General features: G+C 23.6%; 20 protein-coding genes. 12 read left to right on the forward strand and 8 right to left on the reverse strand.

The annotated features are described in order from the left end of the window. Positions 1–102: 102 nt before the first annotated feature. Complete coding sequence (locus AACK89_RS00880) at positions 103–591, reverse strand: hypothetical protein (protein ID WP_338978672.1); 489 nt, start codon at positions 589–591, stop codon at positions 103–105. Between the two features lie 306 nt (positions 592–897). On the opposite strand from AACK89_RS00880, the gene AACK89_RS00885 reads away from it, so the two are divergent. Both AACK89_RS00885 and AACK89_RS00890 read left to right on the forward strand, forming a co-directional pair. Beyond that, entirely contained in the window at positions 898–1,584 is a 687-nt protein-coding gene (locus tag AACK89_RS00885; protein ID WP_338978674.1) for a hypothetical protein, read from the forward strand. Between the two features lie 143 nt (positions 1,585–1,727). Next, positions 1,728–2,264: a DUF402 domain-containing protein gene (locus tag AACK89_RS00890; RefSeq protein ID WP_338961175.1), complete on the forward strand. Its 537-nt coding sequence runs from the start codon at positions 1,728–1,730 to the stop codon at positions 2,262–2,264. Between the two features lie 61 nt (positions 2,265–2,325). Here the strand turns inward: AACK89_RS00890 and AACK89_RS00895 are convergent, their stop codons facing one another. The 3 genes from AACK89_RS00895 to AACK89_RS00905 form a co-directional block, all read right to left on the reverse strand. Further along, entirely contained in the window at positions 2,326–2,547 is a 222-nt protein-coding gene (locus tag AACK89_RS00895; RefSeq protein ID WP_281748988.1) for a hypothetical protein, read from the reverse strand. A gap of 166 nt (positions 2,548–2,713) precedes the next feature. After that, positions 2,714–3,676, reverse strand: coding sequence for an HAD family acid phosphatase (locus AACK89_RS00900; RefSeq protein ID WP_338978675.1), 963 nt, complete (start codon positions 3,674–3,676; stop codon positions 2,714–2,716). Between the two features lie 65 nt (positions 3,677–3,741). Next, the gene (locus AACK89_RS00905) at positions 3,742–3,966 is read right to left on the reverse strand and encodes a hypothetical protein (RefSeq protein ID WP_252320154.1); all 225 of its coding nucleotides are present in this window, start codon (positions 3,964–3,966) and stop codon (positions 3,742–3,744) included. Between the two features lie 397 nt (positions 3,967–4,363). Between AACK89_RS00905 and AACK89_RS00910 the strand changes: the two genes are divergently transcribed. Beyond that, positions 4,364–4,879 (forward strand): hypothetical protein, encoded by a 516-nt coding sequence (locus tag AACK89_RS00910; RefSeq protein ID WP_338978676.1) that lies wholly within the window; start codon positions 4,364–4,366, stop codon positions 4,877–4,879. A 7-nt stretch (positions 4,880–4,886) separates the two neighbouring features. On the opposite strand, the gene AACK89_RS00915 is transcribed toward AACK89_RS00910, so the two are convergent. Then, entirely contained in the window at positions 4,887–5,402 is a 516-nt protein-coding gene (locus AACK89_RS00915; RefSeq protein ID WP_338978677.1) for a hypothetical protein, read from the reverse strand. A 119-nt stretch (positions 5,403–5,521) separates the two neighbouring features. Between AACK89_RS00915 and AACK89_RS00920 the strand changes: the two genes are divergently transcribed. The 8 genes from AACK89_RS00920 to AACK89_RS00955 all read left to right on the forward strand — a co-directional run bounded on the left by AACK89_RS00920 (position 5,522) and on the right by AACK89_RS00955 (position 15,812). Continuing rightward, a complete protein-coding gene (locus tag AACK89_RS00920; RefSeq protein WP_338978678.1) occupies positions 5,522–5,782 on the forward strand; it encodes a helix-turn-helix transcriptional regulator in 261 nt (86 codons plus the stop codon). A gap of 175 nt (positions 5,783–5,957) precedes the next feature. Beyond that, positions 5,958–7,316: a BMP family ABC transporter substrate-binding protein gene (locus tag AACK89_RS00925; protein WP_338978681.1), complete on the forward strand. Its 1,359-nt coding sequence runs from the start codon at positions 5,958–5,960 to the stop codon at positions 7,314–7,316. A 332-nt stretch (positions 7,317–7,648) separates the two neighbouring features. Next, entirely contained in the window at positions 7,649–8,956 is a 1,308-nt protein-coding gene (locus AACK89_RS00930; RefSeq protein ID WP_338978683.1) for a BMP family ABC transporter substrate-binding protein, read from the forward strand. Between the two features lie 17 nt (positions 8,957–8,973). Continuing rightward, positions 8,974–10,554, forward strand: a complete 1,581-nt coding sequence (locus AACK89_RS00935; protein ID WP_281748979.1) for an ABC transporter ATP-binding protein — start codon at positions 8,974–8,976, stop codon at positions 10,552–10,554. After that, a complete protein-coding gene (locus AACK89_RS00940) occupies positions 10,547–12,847 on the forward strand; it encodes an ABC transporter permease subunit (RefSeq protein WP_338978685.1) in 2,301 nt (766 codons plus the stop codon). Before AACK89_RS00935 ends, AACK89_RS00940 begins: the two co-directional genes overlap by 8 nt. Further along, the gene (locus AACK89_RS00945) at positions 12,847–13,767 is read left to right on the forward strand and encodes an ABC transporter permease (RefSeq protein ID WP_338978688.1); all 921 of its coding nucleotides are present in this window, start codon (positions 12,847–12,849) and stop codon (positions 13,765–13,767) included. Before AACK89_RS00940 ends, AACK89_RS00945 begins: the two co-directional genes overlap by 1 nt. Positions 13,768–14,044: 277 nt before the next feature. Then, a complete protein-coding gene (locus AACK89_RS00950) occupies positions 14,045–14,665 on the forward strand; it encodes a hypothetical protein (RefSeq protein WP_338978690.1) in 621 nt (206 codons plus the stop codon). A gap of 47 nt (positions 14,666–14,712) precedes the next feature. Continuing rightward, positions 14,713–15,812 (forward strand): IS3 family transposase gene (locus tag AACK89_RS00955; RefSeq protein WP_338978692.1). Its coding sequence is split into 2 segments (ribosomal slippage): positions 14,713–14,956 and positions 14,956–15,812, totalling 1,101 coding nucleotides; the frame shifts between segments, so codons are not numbered across the junction. A 238-nt stretch (positions 15,813–16,050) separates the two neighbouring features. On the opposite strand, the gene AACK89_RS00960 is transcribed toward AACK89_RS00955, so the two are convergent. From AACK89_RS00960 to plsX, 3 genes are read right to left on the reverse strand one after another with little or no spacing between them, the layout of a single operon-like run. Continuing rightward, positions 16,051–19,608 (reverse strand): ABC transporter permease, encoded by a 3,558-nt coding sequence (locus AACK89_RS00960; RefSeq protein ID WP_338978694.1) that lies wholly within the window; start codon positions 19,606–19,608, stop codon positions 16,051–16,053. A 2-nt stretch (positions 19,609–19,610) separates the two neighbouring features. Further along, positions 19,611–20,330 carry a ribonuclease III gene (gene rnc, locus AACK89_RS00965; RefSeq protein WP_174481262.1) on the reverse strand — a complete coding sequence of 240 codons (720 nt, stop codon included), beginning with the start codon at positions 20,328–20,330 and terminating at the stop codon, positions 19,611–19,613. Positions 20,331–20,358: 28 nt separating this feature from the next. After that, positions 20,359–21,387: a phosphate acyltransferase PlsX gene (gene plsX, locus AACK89_RS00970; RefSeq protein WP_174481261.1), complete on the reverse strand. Its 1,029-nt coding sequence runs from the start codon at positions 21,385–21,387 to the stop codon at positions 20,359–20,361. 773 nt (positions 21,388–22,160) lie between these two features. Here plsX and AACK89_RS00975 point away from each other — a divergent pair. After that, complete coding sequence (locus AACK89_RS00975; protein ID WP_338978695.1) at positions 22,161–24,134, forward strand: hypothetical protein; 1,974 nt, start codon at positions 22,161–22,163, stop codon at positions 24,132–24,134. The last annotated feature ends 38 nt before the right edge of the window (positions 24,135–24,172 follow it).

Below are 24,172 nucleotides of genomic sequence, written 5' to 3' on the forward strand. Positions count from 1 at the left end.
TTTCTTGTATTTCAATATATTTTTTATTTTTAAGTAATTTTTCATTACATAAATTTTTAATTAATTCTATTTTTTCAACATTTAATAACATATTAATTTCCTTTAATACTTTAAATAAAATATTTTTTCATTATGAGTATTTATATCTTTCATTGGTGTAACAATATAATTTATTGCTAAATCATTATCATTATATGGATTATTTATTTTAAAACTTTTCATATCTTGTTCTCATGTAATGTTATATTTAAAACATTCTTGATTATTATTATTTTTAAAAATATAATAACCATTATATTCTTCATAAAATTCACATGATATTAATTCATTTTCATTTGTAGTAATATCTGAAATATTTTTAATATATTTTAAAATTTCACTACCTTTAATACTTTCAATATCTTTTGTAATTGATTTTTTACCTAATTTATAATTAAAATCTTCAATTATTTTTAATGTTATTTTTTTATTATTTTGATTAATAGTAGTATCTTTAATTGGAAATCATGTTTCATATTCACCAATTTCTAATAACATACCTTTAGTTGTTTCTCTAACTTTATTTTTAATATCTAAATTAACATTAATCATTACAAATCCTTTCTACGTATAAGCCTTATCACCTACAGTGATAAAAGGCTTATATACTACTAACTAAATACTTCTACTAATATACGTAAGGCTTATGCTACTGTAAGTAGCAAAGCCTTGGGGGTAGGAGGTCTGGAGGGAGGGGGAGAAAAAAATCTTAAATTTTTAAAGACCAGCAGAAAAATTACTATTTGCAAATTCCTATACAATAGCTTTTATAATTTTTATTAAATTTGGAATAATTAATTACTTTAATAAAGTATAGGTTTAATAAAATAATTAATTATAATTGTTCAACAATTAAAAATGAGAGTTTTATCTCTCATTTATATTTTTATTAAATCGTATCCAAGTTTGCAATGCGCCCTTGTTTTAGATGAGTTAGGTTTGAAAATTAATAGTAATGATTTGTCACCCGAATTTAAAGAAACACAAGAAAGTTTGGGAATGTTTTGTAAATTAATAGGTCATAATTTTAATGGAATTATGTATATGATTGAACAACACCCCGATAGAATACCAAAACAAGCACGTGAAAAAGTGGAATATATTGTGCAAGTTAAAAGAATCCGTATTTTGTTATTTTTAGTTAAGTTTAAACTAAATATTTACACTAATATTGATGATTATAATAAAGTTGTATTATCTAAAAGACAAACAAAGCGAATAATTAAACGTGGTGGTTTACCACCAAGTTATAGTGGTGAAACTATGACTTTTAGTTTATGATTTCCTAGGTCTTATTTACAAAGATATAATAGTCGTGCTTTAAATTATATTCATTCTTTAAAGAGTGAATTAAGTACTGTTAAAGACTATGAACAATCACAAGCATTAGATTTTACTGTTGATGATATTAGAGTAGTAGGATTAGATAAGTTGGATAATATATTACAAACTGAAAAGAAAGAAACTGAAAATACTGTATGCCGTGCTTGTTATTATAGAAATAAATATTCTAAGAAAAATAAGAAAGATGTTAAAATAGAGTAAACCTATATTATTGGTCGAAGCCAACCAGAACCTTGGTTGGTTGGCCGTGGCGTTTACGCCACTGGGGTAAGTTGCGAAGCAACTAGGGGCAACGCCCTTATATACTTGTTTATGATTTGCAGAAAGTTGAGGTTTAAATGTATATGTACCTTAAAGAAGGGCAAATACTTTCAATTCATGCATATAAGCATAATGGCGATTTATATCGTAGTTGAAATAATTCAATTGTTTTAGAAGATACTGAAAAATATTTAGTTTTAGTAAATGAGAATGTAACAATTACTGAAATTAATGGTCGTAAATGAACAACCGTTGATCCAGCAATTTGGTTATTTTTTAAAAATGATTGATACAATATTATTTGTATGATTCGTAATGATGGTGTTCATTATTATTGTAATATTGCCAGTCCCTTTATTTTAGATTCGCAAACAGTTAAATACATTGATTATGATTTAGATATTAAAGTATTTCCTAATCGTTCTTATAAACTGTTAGATTTGAAAGAATTTAAAACTAATCGTCGAATATGAAAGTATCCAATACCTTTACAAAATATATTATGACAAAATATAAATAAATTAAAAAAAGGAGTTAAAAAAAATGAAATTAATTTATTTAATGATGATGTAATTTTAAATTATTGAAAAAATTACCAAAACCAAAGTTTACAAAAATAGTAAGAACATATGTTCTTACTATTTTTTATATTAAAACTTTTTATAATTAAATTAAATTTTTTTATAAAATAGATAATTTTTTTGCATAATTATGTTCTCTCATAATACTGTTTATATTACTTTTTTTACTTTTATTTTCAATACCATTATTTATATTTTGAATATCTATATCATTAAATTGTACGTTTTTTTTGTAATTATGATAATTAATAGCATATGTTCTTAATTTTTTTATTTCTTTAAACATTAAGTTTTTTATTTCTTGTTCAATTTCTTTATTCATTTTTTTACTCCTTTTAAAAATAAAAACCTATTTACTTTGAGAAACAAAGTAAATAGGTTAAAAACAATATTTAGTTTATAGTTATTTTTAACATCTTTTTGAAAATTTACAATTAATATATATATATATTAATTTTATTTAGAGATTGAATATTAATTTTTGTAAATTATTTTCATATATTTTCATATTTTTTGAAATAATGTTTTAGTAAATTTAATCAATTATCTAAATTAGAACCATATTTTTTTTCTAAATCTCATAAAAAATTACCATATACATCATTACCACCAACCAGTACATAAGTTTCTTTTCAATTAATTTTTCCTTCTTCTAGTTTAATTTCTTTTACAAAACCAAGGTTTTTTAGATCACTATCAATTAAACTATTTTTTTCATTTTCTTTTCAATAATGTTCTATTATTTCTCCATTTTCATTTTTTGTAAATCAAAATTCATCTCCCACTTTACCAATTAAGTTATTAAAATTTTTATTATTTATTAATTCATTTTTTAATGATATTTTATCAATTAATTTTGAATTAGTTAAATTAGAATGAAAATCATTAATGTTATCACCCAATCTCATTACAATATGTGATGGTACATTTTTTATTGGTACTAAATCATTTTCTCAATTTTTTATTTGCATACTATTTTTATCTTTTGATGATAATTTAAAATTGTTATTATTAATATAATTAAAACGATTTTCTTTTGATATTAAATCTTTATAATTATTTGAATCATATTTAGTTACTCCTTGCATTCATCAAACATAACTATCAAGAAATGCCTTTGGATAATAATTATTTTCTAGTAGTTTTTTAGTTGGTATTGCTTCATCTCCATACTTGATATTTTCGCCTTGAAAACGATTTGAATCAAATAAAATAATACCACCACTTTTTCATACATGTTTAACAAATGCTAAAACTCCATTATAAAGTTGTTCTTCAAAATTGACTTGATGATCAACTCATTTTTTAAATTCATAATCCATATCTTTCATTTTTGGATTAAAAAATTTATAAATTGAAAAACCAATATTATTTATGAATGTTTCATCCAAATCAGTAATAACAATAGGTACATATTTATTAGCTTCAATTTTTGATTCATTATAATGCACAGTATAATTTTTATCTTCTTCATCATTTTTGGCATTAGGTTTATTTGCGGTTGCGTAAATAACATCTAATGATAAATGTTTTTATTTGCTTCTATAACATCATCATACTGTTTTATTGCTGCACGAAAAGTATTTAATAATGATATTTTTCTTTCTGCTGATTCTTGTCAAATTATTGATTGTAACACTTTTAAATCATAAATATTGTTATTTTTATAACATCCAATAGCGCTTAAACTTGTACTTGTAATAATTATTAAACCACTTATTATTTTTAATATTTTTTTCATGTTTTTTCTCCTTTTAAAAATAAAAACCTATTTACTTTGAGAAAGTAAATAGGTTAAAAACTATATTTAGTTTGTAGTTTTTTTAACATTTTTTTTGAAATTTTACAATCAATAAAGATAATATATTTATTTTTAAAATTTAAAAGACAAGATATAATTATTTTTAACTATTTAAATTACGTATTATTGTTGATTTATATTGGCTAAATGTTAAGATAAATGTAAAATTAGATACTTAATTATTAATTACATTTAGTTTTTAATAATTTTAAAAATGATTGATAAATAAAATTATTGTTTATAGATTTTAAATTTTTTTTGCATAAGATGTTAAAGATAAAGTACGAATAGTTTACTAGAAATATTGCGAAATAATAATTATAAAGAGGTAAAAAGGATGTTAAAATTTTCAAAAACATTACCTAACATTGGTATTTATCTACTTTTGACAACATTAATGCCGGTAATGGTTATTTCTATAATTATGATTTCTTTAAAAGGATTAATGGAAAGTTCTTATGAATTATTATGGAAGTTTGGAGAATGATTACAAGAAGTTTTTGATTCTGGATTAAGTACTATTCAATGATTGGGATGAATTATATTGATAGCTTGTCTAACAACTTATGGTATTCTTATATTTATTTTAGTTATGATAAATTCAAGAAAAGCATTTGAACAAAGAATTGGTTATATTCTTGGTTTAGTAATTGGAGTTGCTTCAATTGTTGTTACATTATTACCATTAATTATTGTTAGTATTGCTAGTCTTGGCAATGGAGTAATAACTTTAGTATTAGGATTATCATTTGTTTTTATTGGATTGAATGGTGGTTTAGTTGCTTGTGGATCATTATTTGGTTTAATTAGTGCAAAAAACATTATAAATTTATGAGATGCAAAGAAAAAGTAGATATAATCTACTTTTTATTATTTATATATTTACTTCATGGTAATTGTAAATTTGTTAATGTATAATGCATTAATTGTCGATGTATGCTAATAATTAAAACGTTAAATATTGTTACAATAAGTAAAATTCATCAATGATCGTTTAAATTATTAAAATAATCAAGTTTGCTTTTAAAAACGGCAGTTTCAACTAACATAAATAATGCATTTAAAATGAAAAAAATTAATCAACCAAAACTAAATAGAATAATTAGATAACGATAAAATTTAGTTTGAAAAGTACTACCTTTGACTTTAATTTGATAAACCGTTTCATAAGTATAATGATTAATAGAAAAAGCAAACAAAATTAATAGAATTAAACTATTTATGCCAACTATTAATAAAATATTAATTATTTTTTCGCTAGTAGTATTTATTAAAATTGAACCTATTATTATAAATATAATTTGAACAATTAATCACAAAATGCTAACATAAAAAAAACTTTTTTTTGTTCAGTATTTAATTAATTCATTTTCCATTTTGTATCACCATATTAATTTTAGTATATTTTATGCAAATATAGAATAAAATTTATCTTTTTATAATTTTTCATAACATAATAAGTTTGGGAATAACTAAAATTAGAGAGGGAAATAAAATGGCAATTGAAGTAGAAATTAGGCGTATACGTCTAAGACTTGGTTGAACGCAAGCATATTTGGGGAAATTAGTAGGTGTTCGTCAAGCAACAATTAGTAGAATTGAGAGTAATGCTAAAAATTCTTCATGAGGAATAATTCATAAAATTCTTTTAGCATTATTAGTAGATATGAATGATATAAAAGGTTTTACGCATGATTTTGTATTAAAAGAAAATGATTTTGAACTATTTATTAAACTGTTAATGGCTAATTCATAATTAAAAACTAATATTTTATATAATCCTGTTCATTGCGCACGAATTATTATTGATGCATATAATAGAGGAATTATTAATTTTGATGAAAAATATGGTAAAAATAAAGTATAAAAAAATTGTAAATAAATATTAATATTTTTACTGTAGTACATTTTTTTATTTATAGGAGAAATTTATGAAATATTTTTTAAAATTATTAATTATTACTTTGTTAATAAATAGTTCGTCAGTAGGATTAATTGGATGTAGTATTCCTAGTGTTGGTGATATTTGAATAATTACTGATGGTGGTGATTTATTTGATAAAGCTTTTAATCAGCAAGTATTAGAAGGTTCAAAAGAGTTTACTAAAACATTTAATGATAATCGTATTATGATTAGTAATTTACCCGGTAATGAAGTTTGAAAAAATAAAAAAATGAAAACACGTTGAATTATTTCACGAGATAGTACTGTTTCAACTTTACAAAATAATTATAATTTAGCAACATTTGCTGGTGCTAAAACAATTATTGTTGTTGGGTTTAATCATCTTGGTGCATTAACACCAGCTATTCAAAATCAATATAAAAAGTTAGGTGTTCGTTTTATTTTAGTTGATGCTAAATTAGAAAAACCAGTTGATGTAGCGTGTTTAAGTTATTCAGCAGAACAATCAGGGTTTTTATCAGGATTAGCAGGAGCAATATGATTAGCAGCTAATCATGAAACATATGATGATAATGGTTTAAAAATGTCAACTTTTGGTAGTTTACCAGCTGATACTATTGTTAGTTATATGATGGGTTATTATTGAGGTGTATATTATTTTAATAAATATCGTAATAGCAATGATAATTTATTGGAAATGACTAATGCCATTAGAATTAAAGAGGGTAAGGAAAAAATTGAAAAATGAACTAATAAATTTGATATTTATTTTGATAAAATTCCTAAACAATTTACAGGTAGTTTTGAATCTGGTACAAAATCATCAAAAGCAATAACTTCACAATTAATTGATGGATATAAAGATGATATTGTAATGCCTGTTGCAGGAGCACAAACAATTGATTTAGTATCAGCTGTTAAAAACTCTACTACTAATAGCAAAGCAAAAATTATTGGTGTCGATGTTGATCAAAGTGTTCAATATAGTTATGCTAAAGATATTTTTATTACATCAGCTTTAAAAGGAATTCATAAGTCAGTTAATACTTGATTATGACATTCTTTTAATTTAGATTATAATAAGGATGATCAACATTCAGTTATTAAACCTATTAATGGTGAACAATACTTTGATGGCAGCATATCACAACCAGCATTAGGTGGTCAGCAATATCTTGGAATTGCTAATAATGATTCTATTAGTGCTATTTATAATAACTTAATTATTGATAGTAATGATTATTGACGTTTAGCACAAAAAGTAACTGACGCTTATAATAAATTAGTTGCTGATTTAGTTAATGATTCTACTCGTGATAAGTGAGAAAATGCTTGAAAAAATTATGTTGATGAAAGTGTTGAAAAGTATAAACCACAGTTTTAATAAAACTTTACTATATATTTTAAAAAAATTATAATTATTCTTGAATTTTTAAAGAATAAGTTTTATTATCTTATATAATGGTAGTTATGCCATTAAAGGAGAAACTAGTGTTTAGAGTTAATTGTGAAAATAAGAAAATAATTAATATTAAATACATATATACTGTATTTTTTAATAGTAAGTTATTCCCACCTATTTATTTTCAAAATTTATTTATACACAGTTTTATTTTATTTTGAATAATTGAATTAAGAAAGCAATGTTTTTGCTTTCTTTTTTTATATTTTTTTTATATAAATATTTATATATATTTGTAGGAGGAATATAATAGTATGCATAAAATTTTTACTGTATTTAGTGCAATATCATTGTCAGTAATAATGATATTACCAATCATTGCTTGCAATAGTCAGTTTAATGATCCAAATATTTATCGAATAACTGTTGTAACTGATGGACATACTATTAATGATGCTTCTTTTAATGAATCATCATATAATGCTGCTCTCAAGTTTAAAAAAGAGTTTAATGATTGAACACATAGTGATTATGTTGATCCTCAATATAAAAATAAAAGAGTTGAGGTTTCTTGAGATAATCCCCAATTAACTAATACTGATGATTTAATGACATCATATAATAAAGCCGTTTTCATAAATAGTAAAGTAATTATTGCTTCAGGATTTTTACATCATAATGCTTTGGTTAAAGCACAAAATACTATTTTAAAACATAAAGTGAAATTTATTTTTATTGATGGTGATACTCCAAATAAAGAAGTACCAAAATCTAATAAGCAATTGGCTGGTTTACTTTACAAAGCAGAACAATCAGGCTTTTTAGCCGGATTGGCAGGGGCAATATGGTTAACTGCTCATGCTAATCAATATGGTGGACTTGATAATTTAAAAATGTCAACCTATGGTGGACTTGATATTCCAGCAGTTACTAATTATATGTATGGTTATTATTGAGCCATACAGTTTTTTAATAATAAATTTAAAAATAAAGAAGATGAAGAAAAATTAATATCATGAGTTAAAATTTTAAATTCAGATTTTAAAGAACCATTACCAAATATTAAATTTATAAATTCAGGTACTCAATTTAGTGGTGATTTTACTCAAGGTTCAAAAGGTTCACAAGCAATTAATGATGATCTTGCTCGACAAAAAACTAATATTATTTTTCCAGTAGCAGGACCACAAACCGAAGATACTTTATCATCATTAAAAAAATCTGGTCAAGGTAAAATTATTGGTGTTGATACAGATCAACAACTTCAATATCCACAATCTGCAGATAGATTTATTACTTCTGCAGAAAAAGATTTAATTAGTTCAATTAAACTTATGCTCTGAAAATCAGTTGGTAAAACTAATCAGAATCCAGAGCATCCAACTGATCCAACTGCCGATCAAACATTTATTGATGATGCACCATACAGAGGTGGACCTAATTTTACTGGAATAGCACCAAATAAAGCAATTAAAGATGGTGATAAAGATATTTACACACCATTAATGACAGAAACTACTAATTGATTAGATAAAATTTCTGCTGGATGACAAAAAGTACTCAATTTAAAAGATCATTATTGAATTAATGGTATTAAAAAAGAATATGATCCATTTAAATAATTAAGAGGGGTGATAAAATGCAAGTAAATATTGAAAAACAGAACTTACAATATGCTGTTGAAATGGAAGGTATTACTAAAGTTTTTTTAGATACTATTATTGCTAACAATAATATTTCTATTAAAATTAAAAAAGGAGAAATTCATGCTTTGGTTGGTGAGAATGGTGCAGGTAAATCGACACTAATGTCAATCTTATTTGGACTATATCAACCAACAAAAGGTATTATTAAAATTAATGGTAAAGAAGTAGTAATATCAGGACCAATTAGAGCAGGTGAATTAGGTATTGGAATGGTACATCAACATTTTAAATTAGTTGATAACTTCACTATTTTACAAAATATTATTTTAGGTAGTGAACCAGTTCATAAATGACAGTGAATTAATTATAAAAAAGCTAAGTCTAAAATTTTAGAAATTTCAAAAAAATATAAATTAGACATTAAACTTAATTTAAAAATTGAGAATGCTAGTGTTGGTATGCAACAACGTGTTGAAATTTTAAAAGTTCTTTATCGTGGTGCTAGTATTATTGTGCTTGATGAACCAACCGCGGTTTTAACACCACAAGAAATTACTAGTTTATTAACAATTATTGAAGAACTTAGACGTGATGGTAAAACTATTATTTTTATTAGTCATAAATTAGAAGAGGTTAAACAAGTTGCTGATAATGTTACAGTAATTCGTTTAGGTAAAGTTATTGAAACTTTTGAATCTAAGAGTAAAACTAAAGAAGAAATTGCTACTTTGATGGTTGGTAGAGATTTAGTTGATATTAGAAATCAAGGTAATGTTGTATTAGGGCCAGTATTATTAAAAATTGATAATTTATTTGTTCATAAAATTGGTAATAAGAAATCAATAATGGGTCTTTCTGATTTTAGTTTAGAAGTTAAGTCACGAGAAATTGTGGCTATTGCTGGTATTGAAGGTAATGGTCAAACCGAATTAATTTCAGCAATTACTGGTTTAATTAAGCCAGAAAAAGGTGATATTTTTTTTGGTAATAAGAATATGAAACACAGTTCAATTCAAAGTTTATATAAAAATGGTTTAAGTCATATTCCTGAAGATCGTCATAAATATGGACTTGTTTTAGATTATAATGTTATTGATAATATGGTTTTACAAAATATTAGCGAATATCCTTTTTCTAAGCATGGTTTGATTCGCAGTAAAGCTATTCAATCTTATGCACAAAATATTATTAATAATTATGATGTTCGTGGTAGTAAAAGTGGTTTTGCTTTAGTTAGAGGTTTGTCGGGTGGTAATCAACAAAAAGCGGTTGTTGGTAGAGAATTAACAAGAAAACATAAAATTTTAGTTGTTGCTCAGCCAACACGTGGCTTGGATATTGGTGCTATTGAATATATTCATAGTCGTATTCTTGATGAAAAAAATGAAGGTAATGCAGTATTATTAATTTCTTATGAATTATCAGAAGTTATGTCATTAGCAGATCGAATTGTTGTTTTACATGCTGGTAAAATTACTGGTAATGTTAGTGCTAAAAATGTTACTCGTGAACAGTTAGGATTAATGATGGCAGGACAAAAAATGTTAATGGAAGGAAATGAAGATAATGTTTAAACAAAAAACATGATTTTTAAAACGACGAAGTCGTTTATATCTTGGTTCAAAAGAAATGAATAGTAGTCTTACTAAATTTAAGGGTTCAATTTTTGCCATTATTTTTGGATTAATTATTGCTTGTTTTGTTATAATTGGTTCAGGTCAAAATGCTTTTACTTATTTTCAGTTGTTATTAACATATGCTTTTACAAGTTGGCCAGCTAATAATTGAGATAATACTTTAGTTTGATGAGCAATTTATATTGTAGCAGGATTAGCACTAGTTATTTCTTTCCGCTTAGGAATGTTTAATATTGGAGTTGCTGGTCAAATGTTAGCAGCAGGAGCTGTTGTTATCGCAATTGGTGTTCGTTATGACTTATCACAACCATTAGCTATAATTAGCGCGTTTTTTGCTGGAGTATTAGCAGCAATATTGGTGGCGTTGGTAACAGTGTTATTAAAAGTTTTTTTTAATGTTCATGAGGTTGTTACTTCTATTTTATTAAATTGAACAATTTGATATTTAGTAAAATGACTATTTAAAATCAATAAAGATTTATATGATGCTGATCACGGAACATCAGTAACTATTCATGATAGTATGAGTATGAGTATTAATGGTTATAATTGTATACTACCATTATTAATTTCTATTATTTTAATAATAACAGTTTGATTCTTATTGAAAAAAACAACTTTAGGTTATAAAATTCGAACAGTAGGTTTAAATCCATTTGCTGCGGTTTATAGTGGTATTAATCATAAACATTATTGCATAACATCATTTGTTATTTCAGGAGCATTAGCAGGAGTAATGGCTGTTATTTATTACATTGCCAAAAATCCTTCAATTAGTTTTTTAACTGATGATTTGCCGACTATTGGTTTTGATAGTATAGCTGTTGCTTTAGTTGGTCAAATTAATCCAATAGGTGTTGTGGGTTCTGCTTTTCTTTGAGGTTTAATTAAGAGCGGTGGTTCAATTGGTTCAGTATTAACATTACCAACAGCAACTGGTGATATTATTTTTGGTGTTATTATTTATTCAGCTGCCTGTGCAGTTTTATTATCTCGTTTACAGCCAATTAAATTTTTAATTCGTTATTTAAATATAGCCTTTGATGGAGAAAAACGAAAAGTTACAAATAGTTTTATTGCCAAGATGTACTATCATTTTATTGAAAATTTTAAAATAAAGAGACAATATAATAAGTTAAAATCAGATTTAATTAAAGAAAAAAATAATAAAATTAATCACTTAAAGATAGAATATAATAAATCATTATCAGATTATGAGTCAAAAGTTAAAAATTTAAAACAAAATCTTTCACAAGAAATTAATAAATTGAAACAAGAATTAAGTGATCAATTAAAGTCATTAAAAAATCAATTAGTTAAAACTAATGATAAAAAATTAAAAGAACAATTAATTTTAAAAAAATGTCAACTTCAAATTACTTATAAAATTGAAATTAAGGAATTAATTAAAAAATATAAAATTGATAAAGAACAATTAAAAGGAAAATATAATAAAATACTATGAGATGATAAGTCAGTAGTTAAAAATTTAAAACAAAATCTTTCGCAAGAAATTAATAAAGTTAATAGTGATATCAACTTACAGTTACAAGCAGTTATTAATAATAAAAATGATAAAGTTGGTGTTAATTGAGCACAATTTTTCCAAGAAAATAAAGCTTTAAATCATTATATATATAAACAATATAATGCAATTTGAAAAAAAGGTAAAATTGGTAATTGAAATAATTTTCAACAAGAAATAAAAACGATTTATGGTGAAAGTTTAAATATGTATATTAATGAAAAAATGAAATATGAAAATAATGTTTATAACTATAAGCAAGATTTAATTCGAGAAATAACATTATTAAAAAAACAAAAAGCAATATTAGATAAGTCAAGAGTAAAAGACTTAAAATTAAATCTTTATCGAGAAATTAATAAATTGAAACAAGAATTAAGTGATGAATTAAAGTCATTAAAAAATCAAAAAGTTAAAACTGATGATAAAAAAATAAAAAAACAATTAATTTTAGCAAAACATCAACTTCAAACTAATTATAAAAATAATGTTAAAGAGTTAATTAAAAATTATAAAATTAACAAACAGCAATTAAAAAGTCAAATTATCCCAATTAATAGTAATATTAATATATTAACCAAACAATTTACTAAAAAAGCGGAAATTGAAAAGACAACTTTTATTAATAAATTTACTGATATATTTAAAAATGAACAACAAGCAATTATGAAAATAAAAACCGAAAGAACAGGAGGAAAAAGTTAATGGAAGCACTCAAAATAATTCTTGAACATTCTAGTTTAATTTTTGTTGTTTTAGTACTTGGTGCATTATCTGGATTAATTTCAGAACGTGCTGGTGTTGTTAATATTGGTATTGAAGGAATGATGACAATTGGTGCTCTTGCTTTTTCTTCATTTGGAAAAAATATAGGTGTTAATTGAGGTAATTGATCACAAATTATTGCTTTATTAGTAGGTGGATTAGCGGGAATGGGATTTGCTTGTTTCCATGCTTTTGCATCAGTTACTTTAAAATCTGATCAAATTATTTCTGGCGTTGCAATTAATATTTTAGCAGCAGCAATTGCAGTTTTTGTTGTTCAGTTACCAGGGAATAATGGTTTTATTTCATTAACAAATATTTATCAATTACCAAAAATTGGTAATAATGAATTTTTTAATTTATATTTATTTTTAGCAATTATAGTTTTAGTCAGTATTGCTATTATTTTGAAATATACTAAATGAGGATTACATCATGTTGCGACTGGTGAAAATCCCAATTCAGTTGATGCTGCGGGAATTAATGTTATTAAACAACGATATGTTGCTGTATTATTATCTGGTTTTTTAGCAGGAATTGCTGGTGGTATTTTTCCAATGTATGCTAGTCAAACTTTTCGTGGAACAGTTAGTGGAAATGGTTTTATTGCTTTAGCTATTTTAATTTTTGGACAATGAAGGGTACCATTGATTACAATTGGTGCTGCCTTATTTGCTATTGTTGAAACAACAGGTGCCAGAATTACGTTTTTACCAAATATTCCTCAATGAATATCAAGTAATTCTGATATATGGAATATATTGCCTTTTGTAACATCTTTATTAGTTTTAGTGTTTACATCAAAATGAAGTAAAACACCAAAAGCATTGGGTATTGCTTTCAATAAATCTAAACGATAAAATTAGTTATTAATAATTTTAATGATGAATTAATTTTGAAATTAAATTTTACTTTTTTAGTAATATTTTCCAAGACTTAATTAAAAATATAATAAAAAATAAAAAATTTTATGGTTATTTTATACTATAAAATTTTTTATTTTATTAAGAATTTGAAAAAAAATTCACAATAATACAGTTTTATTTATCAAAAAAAATAAATATAATTTTTGATAGATAGAAAAATGTGGTAAAAGTTTAAATTAAATTTAATTAATTATATTTAGAAGGGAAAAACATGAATAATGGAAGTATAGTTATTAATACAGTTTATTCATTTCAAATTAATGAAATAGTTAATAAACAATCTAATAAAGAAAAACAACAAAAATATGATCAAAAACCTGAAATAAAAGCAAAAATAAAAGAATATAATCAAAAACCTGAAGTAAAAGTAAGAAAGAAAAAATATGCTCAAAGGCCAGAAGTAAAGGCGAGAAGAAGAGAATATATGCAAAGACCTGAAGTGAAGGAAAGAAGGAGAAAATATGATCGAGAGTGATATCATAAAAATAAAGAAAAAATGAGAGAATATGCTCAAAGGCCAGAAGTAAAAGCAAAAAAGAAAAAATATGCTCAAAGGTCTGAAGTAAAATTGAAAAAGAAAGAATATACTCAAAGATCTGAAGTAAAATTGAAAATGAGAGAATATGCTCAAAAACGTGAAGTGAAAATAAGAAAAAAAGAATATAGACAGACATTATATAAAACCAATAAGGAAGAGGAACTAAAAAATAATCAAAAATGATATCAACTTAATAAGCAAAAAAAGCAAAAACAAAGAGAATTGCAATTTGATCGTGTTTTTAGTTCAAAACAAAATTTTGAATTGGATAGGTTACACTTTATTGGACACTAATTACGTAGACAAGTGAACAAATTAGTTAAAAGAAAGGAACTATAATTATGGCCAATATTAACTCATATACCGATGAATTTAAAAAACAAATAGTAGCTTTATATCAAAGCGGTAAGTCAGTGTCTTGTTTTGCTAAAGAGTACAATGTTACAAGAGCAGCTACTTATAATTGAATTAAGCAATTTACTAATTCAGGCAGTTTTAAAACTAAAGATAATCGTTCTATTGAAGAAAATGAATTAATTAAATTAAGAAAAGAATTAAAACAGTTACGAATGGAAAATGATATTTTAAAGCAAGCAGCACTAATAATAGGCAGAAAATAGAAATTATTGCTAAAAATAAAGTTAAATATAAAATTCGCACAATGTGTCGTTTTTTAAAACTTTCTAAATCAACATATTATTTTAATTTAAAGGAAAAAGAAAAAAAACAAAATAATATTTATGATGAAGCTGTTATTAGTGCTTTTAAAGAAAATAAAGAAGTTTATGGAACAAGAAGATTAAAAGTTGTTCTAAAAGAAAAGAATATTTATTTGTCACGCAGAAAAATTAAAGAAATTATGAATAAACATAATTTAATATCAAAATACACTAAATTATCATTCAAAAATCATCATAATAAAGTCAACGATAGTCAAATAACCAATATCGTTAATAGAAACTTTAATAATAGGCTTAAAAATGAAGTTATTGTTAGTGATTTAACTTATGTTCAAGTTAATGGTAAATGAAACTATATTTGCCTATTAATTGACCTATTTAACCGCGAAATTATTGGACATAGTGTAGGTACTAAAAAAGATGCATCATTAGTACATCAAGCATTTATGCACTCAAATCGTTGTTTAAAAGATATTCAAATATTTCATAGTGATCGCGGTAATGAATTTAATAATAAAATTATTGATAAACTTTTACTAGCATTCAATATTAATCGCTCTTTAAGCAAAAAAGGTTGTCCTTATGATAACGCTGTTGCTGAAGCAACTTTTAAAACTTTCAAAATTGAATTTATTAATGATAAAAATTTTACATCATTAATCCAATTAAAATTAGAATTATTTGATTACATCAACTGATATAACAACATAAGAATTCACAGCACTTTAAACTACTTAACTCCAGTTAATTATCAAAAATAAATGTCTACCAAAAAATAGTCCTAAAAAGGGTTGCCATTCCACATAACTAAAAAGCCTAACCCTAAAACTTGAATAATATTTTTTCTTTGTTCACGCAAATAATTGAAAAATATTTTTACCATATTCCACTAACCCCAGTTGATACTTCAAGTTAATTTTATCAATTTAAAAATATTTTTTAAAATTAAAACATTTTAATGTGTAATTTTTTATTTTAAGCAGTAAACCAGATTATATATTATTTAGTTAATGTCATTAATTGTTTATTATTAACGTTTAACTTTCAAGTAATAATGTATGAGACTAAATAAATTAAAATATTTATACTAATCATCAATGCAAAATATCATCAACGAAAAACAATAGGAAATGCGATTTTTGCAAAAGTTGCTAATAAATTAGAAAGTACCATTACTAAAGAAGGAACAATAAAAACAGCAACCAAACTACTCATTACCAATGCAGGTATTATTACCAGAAAGAAATTATAAGAAACTTCTAATGGAGTATAACCTAAACTTCGTAAAATATTAATTAATATTAAATTATCACAAACACTAATATTAGTAACAATAACAATAATCATTAGTGATAATGTAACACTAAAAATACCAAAAAATGAAATTATTATTTGTAAACTATATTGATTATTCTTCATAATACTACGTAAATTACTAATATCATACACCGATGATAATGAAGTACTAATACCTTTACTTTCCAAATATCCTGAGTGTGAAATTTGTGCTAAATCAATATTATAATCATTTTTATTACTAATAATTGGTAAGTAATGTTTAAACTCATTATCAGTAAATTTGCTTAATTTACTATTAGCAAAATTATTTTCTAATAAATCACTTTTACTACCAAATAAAATCTCATTAAGTCAAAGTTTGGGCATTACTATTATTTTTGGATCTAATTTATTAATATAATCATAAGCAACACCAATTATATATTTTGTTTGATTATCTAATCCTTTATACCTATAAATAACACTATTATTAAGTTGTTCTCCACCATTATAAACATTAACAACCGAAGGTAAAGCAGAAGTAGCCATTGGAATAAATTGAACAGCACTACTATCTGGATTTTTAATTCCTAATTTTTGAATTAAATGATTACGAATATTAATAAATTGTTTATCTTGCCAATTATTAGAAACTTCCATATCAGTTAAATTTAATTTACTAAAAGTAGAGAAATCACTTATACTAAAATTTAGAGATAAAAAATCACTTAAACTATCATCAATACCATAAGCAGTTCTTGGTGCACTTCAATTTTTAAAAGATTCTTTTGATAAGGTTTGTGTATCATTATCAAAAACAGCACCACGCTGATTAGGAAGTAACAGATTAGCCTTATCAAGTTCTAATTGTGTGTATGGTACTTCATACTGTTCATCATAAGGAATTAAACCAAAACTTATCAATAAATCAGTATTGTTTTTACCATTATTATTGGTTAAATAATTAAATAATATTTTATTTTTTTCTAAAAAATTCTTAATTATTGATGGAATCTTTGATGGATTAGCATCAATTCATTGTTTTATTTTTAATAATTCACTACCCATAATATAACGATTTTGAACATTAATCACAATTGATTTATTAGGATTAAGAGGATCAAATTGTTTAATTGCCGCTAATAATTCTGTATATAATGAAATTTTACTTTTAATATTATCAACACTATTAAATTGATACATTAATTTATTTTCGTTATTAATAAAGTTAGTTTTAATATTATCATCAAATTGATAACCATTTTGATAATTAAAATTAGTTCCCGCAAATTGTGAACCTAACATATTATTAACTAAACCACTAGCAGCAAGCGCAAAGAATACTAATGTTGCAGCAAAAATACTAGTAAAACACATAATTAATGTTTTACCAAAACTACGTAGTGAAGTAGTAACGGCCAACTTATTACGATAACTAAATCTACCAATCACATATCTTGCAATAAAAGTAAAAGTTGAACTAATATTTATTTTATATTTTTGTTTTGAAATATTATTAGTAATTAAATCTAAGGGTTTATTTCTTAATAAGAATAATACCATTAAAAAACTAATGAAAGTTAAACTAATGATTGGAATAACAAGTAATAAAATAGCAGTAACAACATTAAAATACCAACCATAACTAATTAAGGCAACAGTACTAATATTAGTAATATAAATTAAATAATGCGCAACTGGAATCGAAATTAAAACACCAATAATAGCAAAAATAAATAAAGGAGCAATAATTGAAATTACTAATGATATACTTAATTGTCAACTTTTATATCCTGTTGCTTTTAAAATTCCAATTAATTTTTTATTACGATCAATCATTTTAAAAGTAATAATAAAAATAATAATAGTAGTCACAATAAAAATTAAAATTAAAAATAAACTAGAAATCTCTTCAATAACATTAATTCTATTATTAATGGAACTAAAAGATCATTCTTGCATACTAGTATAAAATCTAGGATTATTGATATTTAAAGGTGAAACTATTTTATTATATTCAATACCATTATTATAATATTTTGTACTTGCTATATCAGTAGGTGTTTTATAAGTTGCATGAAGATAATTATAAATTCATTCATTATTTATTTGTGAATCAATATTTTTAGCCAAGTCAGGATTAATACCTAAAAAAAAATCATCAATATTACTGCTAAATGCCTTTAAATCAGATTCAACTTTGTGCATCGTATTACCATTAGTAAAAGCAACAGTATTATTTTTTAAATCAAGTGAATTACCAAAATAACGACCAACAAATGCTGCTAATGAGCTTGTAGCATAACCACGAATAATAAACGTTTGTCCAGCAATTACATAATTTTGACCAATATGTAAATTATTTAGTTCAGCAAAATGTTTGTAAATTAAAATTTCATTATCTTGTAATGTTTTTTCTGTTAAACTTGGGCCACCATCTTTGACAATAATTGCTTTATTAACAATATATTCAGGTCCTGTTTCAATAAAAGCAAAATTTTTACTAGTAATTAATAAATCACGGACCATAACAGCATGTTGTCATTCAATATCTTTATATAACATTCCCATTGACATTATTTCATATAACTTAGCTTCATTTTTAATATCTATTTCACTATAGTTTCGATTAGCATATGGATACTCAGTTTTTCCTTTAAAATTATCATTATAAAACTGTAAAGCAGCTTCACTAGTAATCATAAAATTTGTTGCATTTTCTGGATGTAATGGATCATATAGATATTGATTTAGAATATTAGCATATTGTTCTATCGTTGCTTTATGAGTATCATAAGATGGATAATTAATAGGAATATTAATTTTAAAATCAATATATTTATGACTAGTATCATTAAAAAGACTATCACCAATAGTAAAATATTCTTTACTATTAGCGAGTCCTCCATAAAAAGTAAAACGATATATATCAGGTCTAGTAGCATCTGGTATTGTTAACTGAAAAGTAGCTTTTGCCATCTTTTCTTTATCAATAGTATTATCTTTTTGATAATAATTAATATTATTTAAATAAGAACCATTTTTATCTTTTTCATTATATTTTCCATCAAAATTAACATATTCCACTGGTGAAAAAAATGTATATTGGTTAAATTCATTATGAGCAATATCGTTAACATATTGTTCAAATAAATAATTATTAGAAAAATTTAATGATAAAAAGGCAATAATCATAATCATTACTAAAAAACCTAAACCAAACATTTGTAATAAATTGTTTTTTTGTTCACGAATATAATTACGTAATAATTTAAACATGATTATCCCTTCTTATGATCACTTATTAATAAATTAGATTTTGACAGTTTTGCTAAAGCTGACTTTGCTGCTTCTTGCTCAGCTTTCTTTTTATTTGTTCCTACTCCTTTCCCCATTAGTATTTTATTATCTAAATACACATGAACAATAAAATAAGTAATATTATCTTTTTTAATTTGTTCCATAGTTTTATAATTAATAGGATCTCTTTTTTCTGCCTGTACTAATTCTTGTAATTTAGTTTTATAATCAATAATTGTTTCTAACTGATTAGTTTTAATTAATTCAAATAAAGTTAAATCTAAGATTTTTTTAACGGCACTATTTCCTAAATCAAGATATACTGCAGCAAGAAATGATTCAAAAACATCTGATAAAATACTTTCGCGTTGTTGCCCACCTGTATTTTTTTCACCATTTCCCAAAAATAAATAATCTTGTAATCCTAGAGCAATTGCCACTGCTGCCAATGTTTCTTGTCTAACTGCTTTACTACGTAAACTTGTTAATTGTCCCTCATCTTTATTTGGAAATAAGTGCCAAATGTAAGTTGAAATATTTTCCCCTAAAATCGAATCACCCAAAAATTCTAATCGCTCATATGAATAATCTAAATTATGTTCGTTTGAAAAAGAACGATGAGTAAACGCTTCACGATAATTACGATTAGATTTAATTTTTTCTAAAATACTCGATTTTAAAATATGTTCAATATTAATCATATTTTTCTCCTTAATACTTATTTATAAATTATAATTCTTGAATTTGTTTAGCTATTTTATTAGTAACATCTTGCTCAATAGCACGAATTAAAAGTTTTAAAGTACTATAATAAGATTTTTTATCACTAGATCCATGTGCTTTAAAAGCAATGCCATTAATACCTATTAATTGAGCACCACCTGTATTCTTATAATCAAAAGTCTTTTTAATATTTTTAAAAATACCAATTGACATTAAACCTAAAAATTTAGTTCATAAATTTTTTTTATAACCATTTTTAATTAATGTAAATAATAATGATGCCATGCCTTCAACTGATTTTAAAACAATATTACCTGAATAACCATCACAAATAATAATATCAACATCACCACTTAAAACATTTCGTGGTTCAATATTACCGTGAAAATTTAAAAAACTTAACTTTTCATTTTTTTGTGTTAATTGTTTTAGTTTAGCATATGTTGCTTTAGTTACTTCTGGACCTTTGCTTTCTTCAATGCCAATATTTAATAAACCAATTTTAGGACGTGAAATATTTTGAATAGTTTGACAATAAATATGACCCATTAATGCAAAATTAATTAATTCATCAACAGTGTTTTCAATATTTGCTCCAACATCCAATAATACTACTTGTCGATCTTTTATTAAAGTAGGCATAATTGGCATGAATGCCGGACGTTTAATGCCTTTGATTTCGCCTAATAAAAAATGACAAGCACCAAGATAGGCAGCAGTTGAACCCGAAGTTAGAATCCCATCTGCTTTTTTATTTTTAACTAACTGAATGGCTTGATTCATAGAAGAATCAGTCATTCTAATACCAGCGAGTGGACCATCATTCATAGTTATTACTTGGGTTGTTGCTAGTATTGTTATTCTTGATGATAATGGCTTATTTTTTAATAAAATCTGCAAGTTTCCATTAATTTGTTTTTCATCACCAACTAAACAAATTTCAACGTTTTTGAATTCTTTAATAACTTCTAACGCTGCAGCAATAGCGGGCAAACTACCATGGTCTGAACCCATTACATCAAAAGCAATTTTCATAGTTCCTCCTAAAAACAAAAAATAATTTAAGAAACCTTAAATAATATTATATTATATTATTGATAGTTTAATTATACGTTAATTTTTTTAATTCCTTAAGATTAACAATCCAACTAATACTGCATTTATTTATTTTAAATATGAATATTTCATTATTTGCTAGTAAAAAGTTAAAAAACAATTTATCTCTAATTATTTTGATATTGATTTTCTAAATAATTGTTTTTATTTACACCAGTTTTTTTTAAAGACCAAAACCCTTTTATTTATTTTATTAATAAAAAAAAATTTAAAAGCAAAAAACTAATATAAATATAAAAATATCTTATCATAATTTTACTAAAATCAAAAATAATCAAAGAATTAAAAAAATATTAAAACATTTAATAGTGTTTATTTTTATTTATAAAATAAACACTATTAATTTGATTATTATTCATAAAAAATAAAAATAAAGTTAATTAAAAATAATTTTTATTGTATTTTATTTTAAAAACTTTAGAATTTAGTTACTTCTTATTATATTTCTAAGAAGGCATTGGGGAAAAATTAATAACACAACTAAAAACTTTACTTATAAACAGTAATTTTTTGGATATGATTTTGAAATACTTATAAATTTTTGTAGTAAAACTAATTCAAAAAAATTAATACTACTACTTTTGAGGATCTTGTTAAAAGAATATGATCCTTTTTAAAATATATACTTACTGTTATTAATAACAAATTAACATTATATTAAATAAAACTTTTGTAATTAAAAAGGAGTAAAAATGATAAATTTTAAAAAAATAAAATTAACAAAAAACAATAATCGCTTTGGTGGAAAAACAAAGAAATGAAAAAATAATAAAGGAGAATGAGAATATAAAACTGAAATTAGAAATAAATCTAATGAACTTGATTCAGTTATTTATGAATCGTATATGACAATTTATGACAAAAACAAAAATGATTTTAAATTTTGAACTAAAAGAATTGCCTTTCCAAATAGTCAAATTATTTTTGAAATATTTTTAATTAAAAATAATAAATTATATAAACACGTTAAAAAATATGAAAACATTGACAAATTATCAGATGACCTAAACAATAATAAACTTTTAGATTCCTCTCCTATCAAAGTTAAAGGAGGCGAAAAATCAGATCCAAAATATTATTATTTTTTAGAAAACGCTACTATAAATTCTATTAATAATATAGATATGTTTATAAAAAATATTACCTCATTTAATCAAGAATTAAGTATTAATATTAATTATGATAATTTATTAAATTTATATCAGTATTTAACAAATATGCAAAAAATTATTGATAATCCTACTTCGTCTAGCAATATTTCAATAAATGCCAAAATTAAAAAAACATTACCTAATTTATTGTTAGGATTACTACTAGTTTATATTGCATTTACTGGAAAAAATGCACAAAGAATAATTTCTACATATATTTTTGATGAGCAAGAATATACATCAGAAGATTATTTTTATGGAATATTTCAAAATAAACAAAACTATTTCACAACATTCATTGATACTATTTTAACGACATTTTTTACCTCAGCAATTGCTGATTGATCAAGAAATACAATTTTAAATATAATCCAAAGTCAAAAAAGTAATCCAATAAATGATTTTAAAATTAAAAAAATTCCTATTGAACCATTTGAAAAATATAAACATGAATTTTTAACCCTTTTATATGAAGAAAATGAAGTAAAATTAAAAAATAATATGTCACGAATAAAACGTATTAATAATTTAATAAAAAAACTTAATAATATTCCAAACTCTACAGATTTTGAATATCATCCAAATTTTAAAAAAGAAATTGAAAAAATTAGTGACTTTAATTGTTTAAAGAAGCCTATTGATAATAGTATAATAAAAGAATTAACATCTTCGGCAAACAAAGTGATTGATAATTTAAATAAATTAAAAAAAACTGATTTAGATACTTTAGAATGAAAAGAAAGAATAAATTATTCATTATTTGATTTATTTTTAGAATCAGTAACATGACTAATGGCACATTCTATAATGACAGGTGCAATAGCAAATGCTATACAAGAAAACTTTAAAATAAGTGATTGAATTAAATATTTTACTAAATCAAATATTATATTAGCAAATACAATCACTTATTTTTCTATACGACCAGTTAATTATATATTTAAATGAGGATTAGAAAAATTAAAAATTAAAACTAATATTTGTCCTCAAATAATTTCAAACTGAATTACAAAACAATCAAATTGTGGAAAATTTTCAATGGCAATTTTGTCATTTTTTTTCAATGCTGTTTTTACTAATATTACTAAAACAACAACACTACTTACTAAATATGAAGTTACAAAATCTCATGATCTACTTGAATTAAAATTTAAAAAATGAGAAACATGATTATTTTTTTTCTTAGCAACAGGTTCTCAAATGATTTCTCTTTCTATTTCAAATTTTTATAAAATCTTTAGTTTTGAAACTTTAATAAAAAAAAATAGATATTTTCATAAACCAAACATAAGTTTACTAGAAGAAAAATTAATAGAATTAGAAAATAATAGTAATATTCCAATTTTTAATAAATCAGAAGTAATAAAAATGCAAGATAGTATAAATGAAGTAAATAATGCTTATAAAGTAATATATTCAAATACAAAAAAATTCAAGACAAAGATAATAAATAGCACTGATTATGATTCAAATCAATTTCCATTATGAAACAAAAAAATGATTTTATTTGCTTAATTCATAATATAACTTAAAAATATTGGAATGGCAACCCT

The organism is Spiroplasma endosymbiont of Panzeria rudis, from assembly GCF_964019705.1.
Classification (GTDB): Bacteria; Bacillota_I; Bacilli_A; order Mycoplasmatales; family VBWQ01; genus Spiroplasma_E; species Spiroplasma_E ixodetis_A.